Annotated in this window: 14 protein-coding genes; 13 read left to right on the top strand and 1 reads right to left on the bottom strand. The window is 60.3% G+C overall.

Annotation, left to right across the window (positions count from 1 at the left end; translation table 11 throughout):
* Window positions 1-48 precede the first annotated feature (48 nt).
* The 8 genes from dnaE (at window position 49) to ispD (ending at window position 11,476) form a co-directional block, all read left to right on the top strand.
* Complete coding sequence (gene dnaE / locus AC07Y2_RS18055) at window positions 49-3,570, top strand: DNA polymerase III subunit alpha (protein ID WP_085748115.1); 3,522 nt, start codon at window positions 49-51, stop codon at window positions 3,568-3,570.
* A gap of 139 nt (window positions 3,571-3,709) precedes the next feature.
* Window positions 3,710-4,657, top strand: a complete 948-nt coding sequence (locus AC07Y2_RS18050) for an acetyl-CoA carboxylase carboxyltransferase subunit alpha (protein WP_011332694.1) — start codon at window positions 3,710-3,712, stop codon at window positions 4,655-4,657.
* A gap of 133 nt (window positions 4,658-4,790) precedes the next feature.
* Entirely contained in the window at window positions 4,791-6,119 is a 1,329-nt protein-coding gene (tilS, locus tag AC07Y2_RS18045) for a tRNA lysidine(34) synthetase TilS (protein WP_103386555.1), read from the top strand.
* A gap of 274 nt (window positions 6,120-6,393) precedes the next feature.
* Window positions 6,394-8,025 (top strand): CTP synthase, encoded by a 1,632-nt coding sequence (gene pyrG / locus AC07Y2_RS18040; RefSeq protein WP_011332696.1) that lies wholly within the window; start codon window positions 6,394-6,396, stop codon window positions 8,023-8,025.
* 5 nt (window positions 8,026-8,030) lie between these two features.
* Window positions 8,031-8,876, top strand: a complete 846-nt coding sequence (gene kdsA / locus AC07Y2_RS18035) for a 3-deoxy-8-phosphooctulonate synthase (RefSeq protein WP_007954807.1) — start codon at window positions 8,031-8,033, stop codon at window positions 8,874-8,876.
* A 156-nt stretch (window positions 8,877-9,032) separates the two neighbouring features.
* A complete protein-coding gene (eno, locus tag AC07Y2_RS18030; protein WP_007954808.1) occupies window positions 9,033-10,322 on the top strand; it encodes a phosphopyruvate hydratase in 1,290 nt (429 codons plus the stop codon).
* A 171-nt stretch (window positions 10,323-10,493) separates the two neighbouring features.
* Entirely contained in the window at window positions 10,494-10,772 is a 279-nt protein-coding gene (gene ftsB / locus AC07Y2_RS18025; RefSeq protein WP_003222158.1) for a cell division protein FtsB, read from the top strand.
* Complete coding sequence (gene ispD / locus AC07Y2_RS18020) at window positions 10,769-11,476, top strand: 2-C-methyl-D-erythritol 4-phosphate cytidylyltransferase (protein WP_103386554.1); 708 nt, start codon at window positions 10,769-10,771, stop codon at window positions 11,474-11,476. Before ftsB ends, ispD begins: the two co-directional genes overlap by 4 nt.
* On the opposite strand, the gene AC07Y2_RS18015 is transcribed toward ispD, so the two are convergent.
* A complete protein-coding gene (locus AC07Y2_RS18015; protein ID WP_103386553.1) occupies window positions 11,473-12,369 on the bottom strand; it encodes a LysR family transcriptional regulator in 897 nt (298 codons plus the stop codon). The genes ispD and AC07Y2_RS18015 overlap by 4 nt on opposite strands.
* 116 nt (window positions 12,370-12,485) lie before the next feature.
* Between AC07Y2_RS18015 and AC07Y2_RS18010 the strand changes: the two genes are divergently transcribed.
* The 5 genes from AC07Y2_RS18010 (at window position 12,486) to surE (ending at window position 17,073) form a co-directional block, all read left to right on the top strand.
* On the top strand, window positions 12,486-13,598 hold the full coding sequence (locus AC07Y2_RS18010; RefSeq protein WP_103386552.1) for an S-(hydroxymethyl)glutathione dehydrogenase/class III alcohol dehydrogenase: 1,113 nt from the start codon (window positions 12,486-12,488) through the stop codon (window positions 13,596-13,598).
* A gap of 55 nt (window positions 13,599-13,653) precedes the next feature.
* Complete coding sequence (gene fghA / locus AC07Y2_RS18005; RefSeq protein ID WP_039769689.1) at window positions 13,654-14,508, top strand: S-formylglutathione hydrolase; 855 nt, start codon at window positions 13,654-13,656, stop codon at window positions 14,506-14,508.
* Window positions 14,509-14,807: 299 nt separating this feature from the next.
* A complete protein-coding gene (gene ispF / locus AC07Y2_RS18000) occupies window positions 14,808-15,281 on the top strand; it encodes a 2-C-methyl-D-erythritol 2,4-cyclodiphosphate synthase (protein WP_007954821.1) in 474 nt (157 codons plus the stop codon).
* Window positions 15,278-16,336: a tRNA pseudouridine(13) synthase TruD gene (gene truD, locus AC07Y2_RS17995; protein ID WP_103386551.1), complete on the top strand. Its 1,059-nt coding sequence runs from the start codon at window positions 15,278-15,280 to the stop codon at window positions 16,334-16,336. The genes ispF and truD overlap by 4 nt, the downstream gene beginning before the upstream one ends.
* Entirely contained in the window at window positions 16,324-17,073 is a 750-nt protein-coding gene (surE, locus tag AC07Y2_RS17990; protein ID WP_039769691.1) for a 5'/3'-nucleotidase SurE, read from the top strand. The genes truD and surE overlap by 13 nt, the downstream gene beginning before the upstream one ends.
* The last annotated feature ends 20 nt before the right edge of the window (window positions 17,074-17,093 follow it).

The following is a 17,093-nucleotide window of genomic DNA, read 5'->3' as shown; positions in this document are numbered from 1 at the left end:
CGGTACAATCCGGGCCTTGTTGTCTCTATGTAACTGGACAGGATCACTATGCCGGCTTCATTCGTTCATCTACGCCTGCACACTGAATACTCCCTGGTCGATGGGCTCGTGCGGATCAAGCCGCTGGTCAAGGCCCTGACCGGCATGGGCATGCCGGCCGTTGCGGTGACCGACCAGAACAACATGTGTTCGCTGGTCAAATTCTATAAAAACACCATGGGTGCCGGGATCAAGCCGATCTGCGGCGCCGACCTGTGGCTGTCGAACAAGGACCCGGATGGTCCGCTGAGCCGCATCAGCCTGCTGGTCATGAATGCCCAGGGCTATCGCAACCTGACCGAATTGATTTCCCGTGGCTTCATCGACGGTCAGCGCAACGGCATGGTCATCATCGAGCGCGAGTGGGTCGCCGAGGCCAACGAAGGCCTGATCATGCTGTCCGCCGCGAAGGAAGGCGAGATCGGCATGGCCATGATCGGCGGCAACCCCGCCGAAGCCGAGGCGCTTGCCCGCGAATGGATGGCAGTGTTCCCGGATCGCTTCTATCTGGAAATTCAGCGTACCAATCGTCCGAACGACGAAGAACAGTTGCACGGTGCCGTGGCCCTGGCCGACAAGCTTGGTGCGCCGCTGGTAGCCACCAACGACGTGCGCTTCATCAAGCAGGAAGACTTCGCCGCTCACGAAACCCGCGTCTGCATCGGTGAGGGCCGGGCCCTCGACGATCCGCGGCGTTCGAAGAACTACAGCGACCAGCAGTATCTGAAAAGCGCCGAGGAAATGGCCGAGCTGTTCAGCGACCTGCCGGATGCGATCGAGAACACCGTCGAGATCGCCAAGCGTTGCAACATTGATGTGAAGCTGGGCAAGCACTTCCTGCCGGATTACCCGATTCCCGATGGCATGACCATCGACGAGTATTTCCGCAAGGTCTCTTTCGATGGCCTGGAAGAGCGCCTCAGCGTGCTGCTGCCCAAGGACACCACCGAGGACTACGAGGCCAAGCGTCAGGTCTACGTTGACCGGCTGAATTTCGAACTGGATATCATCATCCAGATGGGGTTCCCCGGTTACTTCCTGATCGTGATGGACTTTATCCAGTGGGCCAAGAACAACGGTGTGCCGGTGGGCCCGGGCCGGGGGTCGGGTGCCGGATCGCTGGTGGCCTATGTGCAGAAGATCACCGACCTCGACCCGCTGGAATATGACCTGCTGTTCGAACGTTTCCTCAACCCGGAACGGGTATCGATGCCCGACTTCGACGTCGACTTCTGCATGGATGGTCGCGACCGGGTGATCGATTACGTGGCCGAAAAGTACGGCCGCAATGCCGTAAGCCAGATCATCACCTTCGGTTCCATGGCGGCGAAGGCTGTGGTCCGCGACGTGGCGCGGGCCCAGGGCAAGTCGTTCGGCCTGGCCGATCGCCTGTCGAAGATGATTCCGTTCGAAGTCGGCATGACCCTGGAAAAAGCCTACGAGCAGGAAGAAATCCTGCGCGACTTCATCAAGGTCGATGAAGAAGCGGCGGAAATCTGGGAGATGGCGCGCAAGCTCGAAGGTGTGGTGCGTAACGTCGGTAAACACGCCGGTGGTGTGGTGATCGCGCCGACCAAGCTGACCGACTTCTCGCCGATCTATTGCGACGAGGCCGGCGACGGTCTGGTGACCCAGTTCGACAAGGACGACGTCGAGGCGGCCGGTCTGGTGAAGTTCGACTTCCTCGGCCTGCGGACCCTGACGATCATCGACTGGGCGCTGAAGACCATCAACCGTGACCGCGCCAAGGTCAACGAGCCGCCGCTGGACATCGCGTTCATCCCGCTGGATGACAAGCCGACTTATCAACTGCTGCAAAAAGCTGAAACCACCGCGGTGTTCCAGCTCGAATCCCGCGGCATGAAAGAACTGATCAAAAAGCTCAAGCCCGACTGCCTCGAAGACCTGATCGCACTGGTGGCCCTGTTCCGTCCGGGCCCGCTGCAGTCGGGCATGGTGGATGACTTCATCAACCGTAAACACGGTCGCGCTGAACTTGCGTATCCGCACCCGGATTACCAGTACGAAGGTTTGCAACCGGTGCTGGCGCCGACGTACGGCATCATCCTGTATCAGGAACAGGTGATGCAGATCGCCCAGGTCATGGCCGGTTACACCCTCGGTGGTGCGGACATGCTGCGTCGGGCGATGGGCAAGAAGAAACCCGAGGAAATGGCCAAGCAGCGCGGCGGTTTCATTGAGGGTTGTGCGTCGAACAATATCGACGCGGATCTGGCCGGTAACATTTTCGACCTGGTGGAAAAATTCGCCGGCTACGGCTTCAACAAATCCCACTCCGCCGCCTACGGCCTGGTGTCGTACCAGACCGCCTGGCTGAAAGCCCACTACCCGGCGCCGTTCATGGCCGCGGTACTGTCGGCGGACATGCACAACACCGACAAGGTCGTGACCTTGATCGAGGAAGTGCGCACGATGAAGCTGCGCCTCGACGCGCCGGACGTGAACACTTCGGAGTTCAAGTTCACGGTGAACGACGAAGGCCGCATCGTATACGGCCTGGGCGCGATCAAAGGTGTCGGTGAAGGTCCGGTGGAAGCGATCACCGAGGCCCGTCAGGCCGGCCCGTTCAAGGATCTGTTCGACTTCTGCGCCCGGGTCGACCTCAAGCGCATCAACAAGCGCACGCTGGACGGTCTGATCCGCAGCGGCGCGCTGGATCGCCTCGGTCCGTACTTCCATGACGAGCAGAAGGCCTATCAGGCCAACATCGACCGCAACCGCGCCGTGCTGCTGGCGGCGATGGAAGAGGCGATCAAGTCGGCCGAGCAGACCGCGCGCACCCGTGACAGCGGCCACGCCGACCTGTTCGGCGGGCTGTTCGTTGAGGAGGACGCGGACGTTTACGCGATTCACCGCAAGGCGAAAGAGCTGACGCTCAAAGAGCGGCTCAAAGGTGAAAAAGACACCTTGGGCCTGTACCTGACCGGTCACCCGATCGACGAATACGAAGGTGAAATCCGCCGTTTCGCCCGCCAGCGCATCATCGACCTGAAACCGGCACGGGACACCCAGACCGTGGCGGGCATGATCATCGCCCTGCGGGTGATGAAGAACAAAAAGGGCGACAAGATGGGCTTCATCACCCTCGACGACCGATCCGGGCGGATCGAGGCGTCGCTGTTCGCCGATGCGTTCCACTCCGCGCAGTCGCTGCTGCAGACCGACGCAATGGTGGTGGTCGAAGGCGAGGTCAGCAACGATGACTTCTCCGGCGGCCTGCGCCTGCGGGTCAAGCGGGTGATGAGCATGGAAGATGCACGCACCAACCTCGCCGAGAGCCTGCGCCTGAAGTTGCAGACCCAGGACCTGAAAGGCGATCAGCTACGCTGGTTGGGTGATTTGCTCAAGCGTCATCGCGGTGCGTGCCCGATCACCATGGAATACACCAGTCCCGATGCGAAGACCTTGCTGCAGTTTGGCGAGACCTGGCGGATTGACCCGGCGGATGCCTTGATTCAAGCCCTGCGTGACCAGTTCGGGCGAGACAACGTCTTCCTCCAATACCGTTGACCGGGAGGTGCCATCAAAGCGCCTGCCCACAACCTGAATTTTTAATCTCGACCTCAGCGCGCCTCTCCCTTAAGGTAGGGCGCGAATAGACAACCGGCCGGCCCAAGCTCATTTGGGACACGACCCAAGACGGACGCCTATGAACCCGAATTTTCTAGATTTCGAACAGCCGATCGCCGACCTGCAAGCCAAGATCGAAGAGTTGCGCTTGGTCGGTAATGACAATTCGCTGAATATCGGCGATGAGATCTCCCGCCTGCAGGACAAGAGCAAGACGCTCACCGAAGACATCTTCGGCAAGCTGACCAGCTGGCAGATCGCACGTCTGGCGCGTCACCCGAAACGTCCTTACACCCTGGACTACATCGAGCACATCTTCACCGAGTTCGACGAACTGCACGGTGATCGTCACTTCTCCGACGACGCGGCCATTGTGGGCGGCGTGGCACGTCTGGAAGACCAGCCAGTGATGGTGATCGGTCACCAGAAGGGCCGTGAAGTGCGTGAAAAGGTACGCCGCAACTTCGGCATGCCGCGTCCGGAAGGCTACCGCAAGGCCTGCCGCCTGATGGAAATGGCCGAGCGTTTCAAGATGCCGATCCTGACCTTTATCGACACCCCGGGCGCGTACCCTGGTATCGATGCTGAAGAGCGCAACCAGAGCGAAGCGATTGCCTGGAACCTGCGCGTCATGGCCCGCCTGAAAACCCCGATCATCGCCACCGTGATTGGTGAAGGTGGTTCCGGCGGTGCACTGGCGATCGGCGTGTGCGACCAGTTGAACATGCTGCAGTACTCGACCTACGCGGTGATCTCGCCGGAAGGCTGCGCTTCGATTCTATGGAAAACCGCAGAGAAGGCGCCGGATGCTGCTGAAGCGATGGGCATCACCGCCGAGCGTCTGAAAGGCCTGGGCATCGTCGACAAGGTGATCAGCGAGCCTCTGGGCGGCGCCCACCGTGATCCGGCCGCTGCCGCTGCCTCGATCCGCGCCGAGCTGAGCTCGCAACTCGCGATGCTGAAGAAGTTCGACAACGAAGCGCTGCTCAAGCGTCGTTATGATCGTCTGATGAGCTACGGTCTCTAAGTCGACCGCGCAATACCCGATGTGGGAGCGAGCCTGCTCGCGATGAGGGGTAACATTCAACCATTGAGTTGGCTGTTGCACCGCTATCGCGAGCAGGCTCGCTCCCACATTTGATTTGTGCCAAGGGAAAGAAATGGATCAGTCGACGATTGATTTGCCTTCCAGGCTTCTGCGCAATCTCAAGCCCTGGCTCGGTGCTTCCCATTGGCGCATCGCCTTCTCCGGCGGCCTTGACTCCACCGTTCTGCTGCACCTCCTGGCCAATCTCGCCAAAACCGAATCCCTTCCGGCGCTAAGCGCCATTCATGTTCATCACGGCCTTCAGGCTGCGGCCGACGCATGGCCTGCGCATTGTCAGGCTGTTTGCGATGAACTGGCGGTGTCGTTGCAAGTGGTGCGTGTGCAGGTGCAGCCGGGGGCGAGTGTAGAGCGCGCGGCACGGGATGCGCGCTATGCGGCGTTCAGTGCGGCGACTCAGGCCAATGATGTGCTGCTGACCGGGCAGCATCGCGACGATCAGGCTGAAACGCTGTTGTTCCGTCTGCTGCGTGGCGCCGGCGTGCGTGGGTTGTCCGGAATGCCGGCCACGCGAGCGCTGGGGCAGGGCAGTCTGGTTCGGCCGTTGCTCGACGTCACACGTGCCGAGCTGGAAGCCTATGCGCAGGATCATGGTCTGCGTTGGATCGAGGACCCGTCGAATCAGGATCTGCAGTTCTCGCGCAACTATCTGCGCCATCAGGTCCTGCCGCTACTGACCGGCCGCTGGCCCCAGGCACACGCCAGCATGGCCCGCAGTGCGGCGCATCTGAGTGAGGCGCAGTGCTTGCTAGATGAACTGGCGCAAATCGACCTGGCTCAAGCGAGCTTGCCCGCTGAGTTCGAGTGGGCGGGATTGCCATCGTTGGAGTTTGCGGCCGTTGCGGGGTTGTCCGATGCCCGTCAGCGAAATGCACTCAGCCACTGGCTTGAACCTTTGACCCGACTGCCGGATACCGACCATTGGTCGGGTTGGGTCGATGTGCGTGACGCCGGCAACGATGCCTCGCCGATCTGGCGTCTGGCGGATGGCGAGCTGCACCGAAGCGCCGGTCGCCTGTGGTGGCTCAGCGGGCAATGGTTGCGCGCGCCGGTAGTCAGCGGCGACTGGCACGAGCCATCACTGGCGCTACGCTTGCCCGATAACGGACGTGTCATGTTCAGCGGTCAGACTCCCGCCGGGCCGCTGCACATCCGCTACCGGCAGGGCGGCGAGGTGATGGAACTGGCGGGTCGCGGCCATCGCGATCTCAAGCGCCTGCTCAATGAGCGCGCGGTGCCGGGCTTTGTGCGTGGCAGATTGCCGCTGCTGTTTCGCGGTGAAGAATTGCTCGCCGTGGCGAACCTGCCGGGGCTCGACGGCAATGCATTGGAAGGCTGGCGATTGCATTGGCAGCCTTTGGACGAAGATCAAGGTTTGAGATGAAGGGGGCATTCCGGTAGACTACGCTCCCTTCTTGATACAACTTCTGTGGATTCGCCTGAATTGCAGGAGTTGCCGATTACCAAGCAGTCTTTGCTGGGCGATTCCAAAAAATGTGTAGCGAGCAACGTACCGGTGTTTTCACTTCCGGTCTGTCCCAACGCGGCGGTTTTTTTGAAAGGTGCACTGTGATTAATGCAGGTGATCGGGGGCTTCGGCCTTCCTTCGCTTTCCCCGGCGGCTCGGACCGCTTTAACGCAGACTTCTAGGGTTTTTCATGACGCGCTACATATTCGTCACGGGCGGTGTTGTTTCTTCTTTGGGGAAAGGCATTGCATCGGCTTCATTGGCGGCCATCCTGGAGGCGCGGGGGCTTAAGGTCACCATGCTGAAGCTGGATCCGTACATCAACGTCGACCCGGGCACCATGAGCCCGTTCCAGCACGGTGAAGTGTTCGTCACCCACGACGGCGCCGAGACCGACCTGGACCTGGGCCACTACGAGCGGTTCATCCGCACGACCATGACCCAGAACAACAACTTCACCACCGGCCGTGTCTACGAGCACGTGCTGCGCAAAGAGCGCCGTGGTGACTACCTGGGTGCAACCATCCAGGTGATTCCGCACATCACCGACGAAATCAAGCGTCGCATCATCAAGGGCGCCGGCGATGCCGACGTGGCGCTGGTGGAAATCGGCGGTACCGTGGGTGACATCGAGTCGCAACCGTTCCTCGAAGCCATCCGCCAGCTGCGTGTGGAAGTCGGCTCCAAGCGCGCGATGCTGATGCACCTGACCCTGGTTCCGTACATCGCCACCGCTGGCGAGACCAAGACCAAGCCGACCCAGCACTCCGTGAAGGAACTGCGTTCGATCGGCCTGCAGCCAGACGTGCTGATCTGCCGCTCCGACCATCCGGTGGATGTGTCGTCGCGTCGCAAGATCGCGCTGTTCACCAACGTTGAAGAACGTGCGGTGATCTCCCTGGAAGACGTCGACACCATCTACAAGATCCCGGCCGTGCTGCACGCCCAGGGTCTGGACGATTTCGTCGTCGAGCGTTTCGGCCTGCAATGCAATGGCGCCGACCTGTCCGAGTGGGAAAAGGTCGTCGATGCCAAACTGAATCCAGAGCACGAAGTCACCATCGCGATGGTCGGCAAGTACATGGAACTGCTGGACGCCTACAAGTCGCTGATCGAAGCGATGAGTCACGCCGGCATCACCAACCGCACCAAGGTCAACCTGCGCTACATCGATTCCGAAGACATCGAGAACCAGGGCACCGCGCTGCTGGAAGGCGTCGACGCGATCCTCGTACCGGGCGGCTTCGGTCTGCGTGGCGTGGAAGGCAAAATCACCGCCGTTCAATACGCTCGCGAAAACAAGGTTCCTTACCTGGGTATCTGCCTGGGCATGCAAGTGGCGGTCATCGAGTTCGCCCGTAACGTGCTGGGCTGGAAAGACGCCAACTCCACCGAGTTCGATCGTGCCAGCGGCCACCCGGTTGTCGGTCTGATCACCGAGTGGGAAGACGCCACCGGTGCCGTTGAAGTGCGTACCGAAGCGTCCGACCTGGGCGGCACCATGCGCCTCGGCGCTCAGGAATGCCTGCTCGAAGCCGGCTCCAAGGTGCACGACTGCTACGGCAAGGATGTGATTGTCGAGCGTCACCGTCACCGTTACGAAGTGAACAACAACCTGCTGCCGCAAATCATCGAGGCCGGCCTGAAAATTTCCGGTCGCTCTTCCGATGCAGCGCTGGTTGAGGTGGTCGAAGCACCGGATCATCCATGGTTCGTCGCTTGCCAGTTCCACCCTGAGTTCACCTCGACGCCACGCGATGGCCATCCGCTGTTCAGCGGCTTCGTCAAAGCGGCATTGGCTCAACACCAGAAGAAGGCGTAACCCCGATGGCACAGAAGATCATCCGCGTCGGCGACATCGAGATTGCCAACGACAAACCCATGGTGCTGTTCGGCGGCATGAACGTGCTGGAAAGCCGTGACATGGCCATGCAGGTTTGCGAAGAGTACGTGAAGGTCACCGAAAAACTCGGTATCCCTTACGTGTTCAAGGCCAGCTTCGACAAGGCCAACCGTTCTTCTGTGACCTCCTATCGCGGTCCTGGCCTGGAAGAGGGCATGCGCATCTTCCAGGACATCAAACAAGCCTTCGGCGTGCCGATCATCACTGACGTCCACGAGCCTGACCAGGCCGCGGTCGTCGCCGAGGTCTGCGACATCATCCAGCTGCCGGCCTTCCTGTCGCGCCAGACCGATCTGGTCGTCGCGATGGCCAAGACCAACGCTGTGATCAACATCAAGAAAGCCCAGTTCCTCGCGCCTCAGGAAATGAAACACATCCTGAACAAGTGCGTGGAAGCGGGTAACGATCAGTTGATCCTCTGCGAGCGCGGTTCGAGCTTCGGCTACAACAACCTCGTGGTCGACATGCTCGGCTTCGGCATCATGAAGCAGTTCGAGTACCCGGTATTCTTCGACGTGACCCATTCGCTGCAAATGCCTGGCGGTCGTTCCGACTCTGCCGGCGGTCGCCGCGCCCAGGTCACCGACCTGGCCAAGGCTGGCATGAGCCAGTCGCTGGCGGGCCTGTTCCTCGAAGCGCACCCGGATCCGGACAACGCCAAATGCGACGGCCCTTGCGCCTTGCGTCTGGACAAACTGGAGCCATTCCTGGCCCAGCTCAAAGCCCTGGACGAACTGGTGAAGAGTTTTCCGACGGTAGAAACCGCGTAAACCTCAATTCTCCGGTAAAGTACCGCACGATTTGTCGCTCATGCCCTCGGGTATGAGCGTTGTCGTCTGCAAGCTGCCCGCTGCACACCACTTGCCGACGGTAAAAAGATTTCCTCTAGCTGCGTCGTTTTCGTCAACTTTGGAGTGTTTACAACAATGGCAAAAATCGTCGACATCAAAGGTCGTGAAGTTCTCGACTCCCGTGGCAATCCCACCGTGGAAGCGGACGTGCTTCTCGACAACGGCATCATCGGCAGCGCCTGTGCGCCGTCCGGTGCATCCACTGGCTCGCGTGAAGCGCTCGAGCTGCGTGATGGCGACAAGAGCCGTTACCTGGGCAAGGGCGTGCTCAAGGCGGTAGCCAACATCAACGGTCCGATCCGCGATCTGCTGCTGGGCACCGACCCAAGCGACCAGAAAGCGCTGGATCACGCGATGATCAAGCTGGACGGTACTGAAAACAAAGCGACCCTGGGCGCCAACGCCATCCTCGCCGTATCCCTGGCTGCGGCCAAGGCGGCTGCACAGGATCAGGACCTGCCGCTGTACGCACACATCGCCAACCTGAACGGCACCCCGGGTGTGTACTCGATGCCGGTTCCGATGATGAACATCATCAACGGTGGCGAACACGCCGACAACAACGTCGACATCCAGGAATTCATGGTTCAGCCGGTTGGCGCCAAGTCTTTCTCGGAAGGTCTGCGCATGGGCACCGAGATTTTCCATCACCTCAAAGCCGTGCTGAAGGCCCGTGGCCTGAGCACTGCCGTCGGTGACGAAGGCGGTTTCGCGCCGAACCTGGCTTCCAACGAAGACGCACTGAAAGTGATCTCCGAAGCAGTCGCCAACGCCGGTTACAAGCTGGGCACCGACGTGACCCTGGCTCTGGACTGCGCGGCCAGCGAATTCTTCGAAGACGGCAAGTACAACCTGTCCGGCGAAGGCCAAGTGTTCACCGCTGAAGGTTTCGCCGACTACCTCAAAGGTCTGACCGAGCGTTACCCGATCATCTCGATCGAAGACGGTCTGGACGAGTCCGACTGGGCTGGCTGGAAGATCCTCACCGACAAGATCGGCGAGAAGACCCAACTGGTCGGCGACGACCTGTTCGTGACCAACACCAAGATCCTGAAAGAAGGCATCGATAAAAAGATCGCCAACTCGATCCTGATCAAGTTCAACCAGATCGGTACCCTGACCGAAACCCTGGAAGCCATCCAGATGGCCAAGGCTGCCGGTTACACCGCCGTGATCTCGCACCGTTCGGGCGAAACCGAAGATTCCACCATTGCCGACCTGGCCGTGGGTACTTCGGCTGGCCAGATCAAGACCGGTTCGCTGTGCCGTTCCGACCGTGTTTCCAAGTACAACCAACTGCTGCGTATCGAAGAGCAGTTGAATGGCAAGGCCAAGTACAACGGTCGCTCCGAGTTCCGCGGCTAAGTTGTAAATGGTAAAAAGACACCGGATTGTGTCGGAAAAGTCGTGACAGCGATGGATTTGCCACTAATCTGATGCCTTATATGCACAAGCCTGGATATTCCAGGCTTCGTGCTATCAGATGCTTCAAAGTTTTGGCGTGGCTGTCTTTTTTCACTGGATACCTGATATTCGATGCGCAGTCCTTACTGGTTGTTTCTCGTTTTGCTCTTGCTGCTGGCCGGTCTGCAGTACCGCCTGTGGGTGGGCAATGGCAGTCTGGCGCAAGTCGCCGAACTGAATCAGCAGATTGCTGATCAACACGCCGAGAACGAAGCCTTGTTGGAGCGCAACCGGGTGATGGACGCTGAAGTCAGCGAGTTGAAGAAGGGCATGGAGACCGTTGAAGAGCGGGCTCGTCACGAACTGGGCATGGTCAAGGACGGCGAAACCCTTTACCAGTTGGCCCAATGATCGATTCCCTGCCGGCCTTCTGGGCCGTGATTCCTGCCGCGGGCGTCGGTGCCCGAATGGCCGCGGACCGTCCCAAGCAATACCTGCAACTGGGCGGGCGCACAATTCTCGAACACAGCCTCGGCTGTTTCCTCGATCACCCGAGCCTCAAGGGCCTGGTGGTCAGTCTTGCTGTCGATGATCCTTATTGGCCGAACCTGGCCAGCGCCAGCGATCCGCGAATTCAACGGGTTGACGGTGGTGCCGAGCGTTCCGGCTCGGTGCTCAACGCCTTGCTTCATCTGCACGCCCAAGGCGCGGACGACGAGGACTGGGTGCTGGTGCACGATGCGGCGCGGCCCAATCTGAGCCGTGATGATCTCGACAAATTGCTTACTGAACTGGCGAACGATCCGGTCGGTGGCCTGTTGGCCGTACCGGCGAAGGACACCCTGAAGCGGGTCGACAAACACGGTCGTGTGGTGGAAACCGTTGATCGCAGCGTGATCTGGCAGGCCTACACGCCGCAGATGTTCCGCCTCGGTGCCTTGCACCGCGCACTGGCGGACAGTCTGGTGGCTGATGCTGTGATCACCGATGAAGCCTCGGCAATGGAGTGGTCCGGCATGGCGCCGCGCCTGATCGAAGGCCGCGCGGACAATCTAAAAGTCACCCGCCCCGAAGACCTCGAATGGTTGCGCCAGCGCTGGGCCAATCGCCGTTAAGCCCGATATTCCGGCCGTTCGGCCAAACCTTCCTTGAGAAAATCCACCAGTTTGCGCACCTTGGGCGACAAGTGCCGTTGCTGCGGATACAGCGCCCACACCGCCGTATTCGGCGGTTGATGCGCCTCCAGCAAAGAAATCAACGCACCGCTGTGCAGATGCTCCAGCACGTAATAGTCCGGCAACTGACACAGCCCGACGCCTTGCAGTGCGGCATCCAGCACCGCTTGCCCACTGTTGCAGCGCCAGTTTCCTTGTACTCGCTGGGAAAATTCTCGCCCGTTTTGTTCAAGCTGCCAGATGTCCGAGCTGCCGATCAGGCAATTGTGCCGACCCAGTTCCGACAAGCTGTGTGGGCGCCCGTATCGTTCCAGGTAGGACGGCGACGCACACAGATACATGCGCCGCGGTGCCAGGCGAGTCGCTACGAGCCGTGAATCCTGAAGCCGACCAAGACGGATCGCCAGGTCCAGGCCTTCATGCACCAGATCGAGTTGGCGGTTGGTCAGTTCAATGTCGATGCGCAGTTGCGGGTAGTGCCCCATGAACCGCGTCACCAGCGGCACGATGAAGCGCTCGCCATAGGCCACGGCGCAGGTCATGCGCAGCATGCCTTTGGGTTCGCTGGTCAGGTCGCCGACCGCACGCAACGCTTCTTCGCGACCGTCCTGCAGGCGCTGGCAATGTTGCAGAAAGGTCTGGCCGGCCTCGGTCAGCGTGACGCGTCGGGTACTGCGATACAGCAGTCGCGTCTGCAAACGCTCTTCCAGTCGTACGATTTGTCGACTGATGTGCGAGGAAGAAACGCCGAGGCGTTCGGCAGCCGCGGTGAACTGGCTGCATTCGGCAACAGCGACGAACTCGTCGATGCCTTCCCAGCGGTTTTCGGACATCGGGATTATCCCTGTATGGCAATAATGTTTTGCTTTTGCCCGGATTATTCATCAAGCAGCGCTGGACTACACTGACTGTCTGGTTTTTTATTCATTGGATTCACTGGAGAGTCAGCATGATCAAGTCGCGCGCCGCCGTTGCCTTCGAGGCCAAGAAGCCGCTGGAAATCGTAGAAGTCGATGTCGCCATGCCCAAGGCCGGTGAAGTATTGCTGCGCGTGGTGGCTTCCGGCGTTTGCCATACCGATGCGTACACGCTGTCCGGCGCTGACCCGGAAGGTATCTTCCCGTCGATCCTCGGCCACGAAGGCGGCGCAATCGTTGAAGCGATCGGCGAAGGCGTGACATCCGTGGCCGTCGGCGACCACGTGATTCCGCTGTACACCCCGGAATGCGGTCAGTGCAAATTCTGTAAGTCGGGCAAGACCAACCTGTGTCAGGCGATTCGCGCCACCCAGGGCAAGGGCTTGATGCCGGACGGCACTTCGCGCTTTTCCTACAAGGGCCAAGCGATTTTCCACTACATGGGTACTTCGACCTTTTCCGAATACACCGTGCTGCCGGAAATCTCCGTGGCCAAGATCTCCAAGGATGCGCCGCTGGAAAAGGTCTGCCTGCTCGGTTGCGGCGTGACTACCGGTATCGGTGCGGTGATCAACACCGCCAAGGTCAAGCCGGGTGACACCGTGGCCATCTTCGGTCTCGGCGGCATCGGTCTGTCGGCCGTGATTGGTGCGGTGAAAGCCAAGGCTTCGCGCATCATTGCCATCGACATCAATCCGGCCAAGTTCGAAATCGCCAAGCAACTGGGTGCCACCGACTGCGTGAACCCGAAAGATTTCGATCGTCCGATCCAGGAAGTGATCGTCGACATGACCGATGGCGGCGTCGACTTCTCCTTCGAATGCATCGGCAACGTGCAGCTGATGCGCGCAGCCCTCGAGTGCTGCCACAAGGGCTGGGGCGAGTCGGTGATCATCGGTGTTGCCGGCGCCGGCCAGGAAATCGCCACCCGTCCATTCCAACTGGTGACCGGTCGCGTCTGGCGCGGTTCGGCGTTCGGTGGCGTGCGTGGTCGTACCGAGCTGCCAAGCTATGTCGACATGGCGCAAAGCGGCGAAATCCCGCTGGATACCTTTATCACCCACACCATGGGCCTGGAAGACATCAACAAGGCCTTCGATCTGATGCATGAAGGCAAGAGCATCCGTACCGTCATTCATTTCTGATCAATCCCGATGCCATGGCCGCCACCGCGCGGCCGTGGTTGCGTAGGAGTCCTACATGAGTCTGGAAAACATCTCCTGTCAGAAAAGTTTCGGCGGTTGGCACAAGCGCTATCGCCATCGTTCCGAAGTACTGGGCTGCGACATGGTGTTCGCCGTGTACCTGCCGCCCCAGGCAGAGCAGGGCGGCAAGCTGCCGGTGCTGTACTGGCTGTCGGGCCTGACCTGCACGGACGAGAACTTCATGCAGAAGGCCGGTGCCATGCGCATGGCGGCTGAACTAGGGCTGATCATCGTTGCACCTGACACCAGTCCGCGCGGCCCGGATGTACCGGGTGATCCCGACGGGGCCTGGGATTTCGGTCTCGGTGCCGGGTTTTATCTGAATGCCACGCAGGAACCCTGGTCGCGGCACTATCGGATGCATGACTACGTTGTGCAGGAATTGCCTTCACTGGTTGAAGCGCATTTCCCGGCGTCGGACAAACGCAGTATCAGCGGCCACTCGATGGGCGGTCACGGTGCGCTGGTCTGTGCGTTGCGCAATCCGGGGCGTTATCAGTCGGTGTCGGCGTTTTCGCCGATCAACAATCCAATGGATTGTCCGTGGGGCCAGAAAGCGTTCTCCCGCTATCTGGGCGAAGACCGTTCGAAGTGGCGCGAGTGGGATGCCTGTGCACTGATCGCCGAAGCGGACGAGAAACTGCCACTGCTGGTCGATCAGGGTGATCGCGACGACTTCCTCGCCACCCAACTAAAACCCGAAGCCCTGCAACAAGCGGCAAAACAAGCGGGTCATCCGTTGACGTTGCGTCTGCAACCGGGCTACGACCACAGCTATTTCTTCATCGCCAGCTTCATTGACGACCACTTGCAGCATCACGCACGCGCTCTGGGGGGGGTTCTCAGTTAGTTTCCACTCCGCGCCGGGTCTGCTGTTTTGCAGGGCAAGGCGCGAGAAGCGTGGTTTGGTTGTTCCAAATAAGCTTCGAGCAACGCAGCCCTGCAAAACAGCAGGCCCGGCCCTTCGGGTTGTGCCTTAAAGCGTGCCATGCTGCGTTGCATGCCTTGGGAAGGGAACAACCATTCCCAGCGGCCTGCGCCTTGCCTGGCACGCTTTAAGGCGACAACGCGGAGGGGAAACTAATTGAGAACACCCCCCGGGTTAATGCAGGTAGAATCACGCCCTGACAAAATTCGGGGCGTTTTTTTATGCGTATTGGCCACGGCTATGATGTGCACCGTTTCGCTGAAGGCGATTTCATTACTCTGGGCGGCGTGCGAATCGCACACGGCTTCGGGCTGCTCGCTCACTCCGACGGTGACGTCCTGCTGCACGCCTTGAGCGATGCCTTGCTCGGCGCGGCTGCGCTGGGTGATATCGGCAAGCATTTCCCGGACACCGACCCGCAATTCAAGGGCGCTGACAGCCGTGTGCTGCTGCGTCATGTGGTCAGTCTGATCCACGCCAAGGGCTGGAAGGTCGGCAATGTCGACAACACCATCGTTGCCCAGGCCCCGAAAATGGCCCCCCATATCGAATCGATGCGCGCGCTGATTGCCGCGGATCTGCAAGTAGAGCTGGATCAAGTGAACGTGAAAGCCACCACCACCGAGAAGCTCGGCTTCGTCGGTCGCGAAGAAGGCATCGCCGTGCATTCCGTTGCCTTGTTGCTGCGCGCATGAACGAACTGCAACTGCTCGGCCCGCGGGCCTATGGTGACGCCCTCGGCACCGCGGTACTGAAAGCTATCGCCGAAGATTTTCAGGTCGATGAAGTGCTCGACATTCCGTTCAGCGGAGACGGAGAGCACTTGTGGATCTGGGTGGAAAAGCGCGGCCTGAATACCGAAGAGGCTGCACGCCGTATCGCCAAGGCTGCCGGTATACCGTTGCGTACGGTGAGCTATGCCGGTCTGAAAGACCGTCAGGCGCTGACCCGCCAGTGGTTCAGCGTGCAATTGCCGGGCAAGGCCGATCCGGATCTGTCGGCGGCGGAAAACGACACGCTGAAAATCCTCAAGACCACCCGCCACAAGCGCAAGCTGCAACGTGGCGCGCATTCGGCCAACGGTTTCACGTTGCGCCTGACCCAGTTCAAAGGCGACAAGGCTGCCATCGACGAGCGTCTGCAACTGATCGCCAAACAAGGTATTCCGAATTACTTCGGCGCCCAGCGTTTTGGCCATGACGGTGGCAACGTGGTCGATGCCCGTTCGTGGGCTGCGCGCAAGGCGCTGCCGGAGCAGCGCAATGTGCGTTCGCGACTGCTGTCGACCGCGCGCAGTTTTCTGTTCAATCAGGTGCTCGCAGCACGGGTCGCCGATGGCACCTGGCAGCGTGCCCAGGTCGGCGATCTGCTGGCGTTCACCGATAGCCGCAGCTTTTTCCCGGCCGGGGAAGCCGAATGCAGTGATCCGCGTCTGGCGATTCTCGACCTGCACCCGACCGGTCCGCAGTGGGGCGAAGGTGACTCGCCGGCGGCCGGGGTTGTCCATGATCTGGAGCAGGGGATTGCCGCACGCGAGGCGGATCTGCGCGATTGGTTGATTAATGCCGGTATGAGCCACGAACGTCGCATCCTGCGGCTGCCCATTGGCGGGTTGACGTGGCATTATCCCGAGCCTGACATTCTGCAACTGGAATTCGTCCTGCCGGCCGGATGCTTCGCCACCGTATTGGTGCGCGAACTCGTTGATCTGGTGCCGGTGGGGCAGACGGACAGCCCATGCGTATTCTGATTTCTAACGACGATGGGGTGACTGCGCCCGGTCTTGCCGCGCTTTATGCTGCGCTGGCGGATTACACCGAGTGCGTGGTTATCGCCCCGGAACAGGACAAGAGTGGTGCCAGCAGTTCGCTGACACTCGACCGTCCATTGCACCCGCAATACCTGGCCAACGGCTTTATCAGCCTCAATGGCACGCCGACCGACTGCGTTCATCTGGGCCTCAACGGTTTGCTTGAACGCGAGCCGGACATGGTGGTGTCGGGGATCAACCTGGGCGCCAACCTGGGTGATGACGTGCTGTATTCCGGGACGGTGGCAGCCGCCCTCGAGGGCCGCTTTCTCGAGCGCCCGTCGTTTGCCTTCTCGCTGGCTTCGCGGCAGGTCGACAACTTGCCTACGGCCGCCTACTTTGCGCGCAAACTGGTCGAAGCCCATTCCGGGCTCGACCTGCCACCGCGCACGGTGCTGAACGTGAACATTCCCAATCTGCCGATCGATCACATTCGCGGCATTCAATTGACCCGTCTCGGCCATCGCGCCCGTGCGGCGGCACCGATGAAGGTCGTGGATCCGCGCGGCAAGGCCGGTTACTGGATCGCTGCTGCAGGTGATGCGGAAGACGGCGGGCCGGGCACCGATTTCCACGCGGTGATGCAGGGTTACGTATCCATCACTCCGTTGCAGCTCGATCGCACCTTCAATGATGCCTTCAGAAGTCTCGACGGCTGGCTGGAGGGGCTCAATTAATGGCTCGTGAACAAGACGAC

It is taken from the genome of Pseudomonas sp. GW456-12-1-14-TSB6, assembly GCF_059424205.1.
This window is presented reverse-complemented; position numbering and strand designations above follow the sequence as displayed.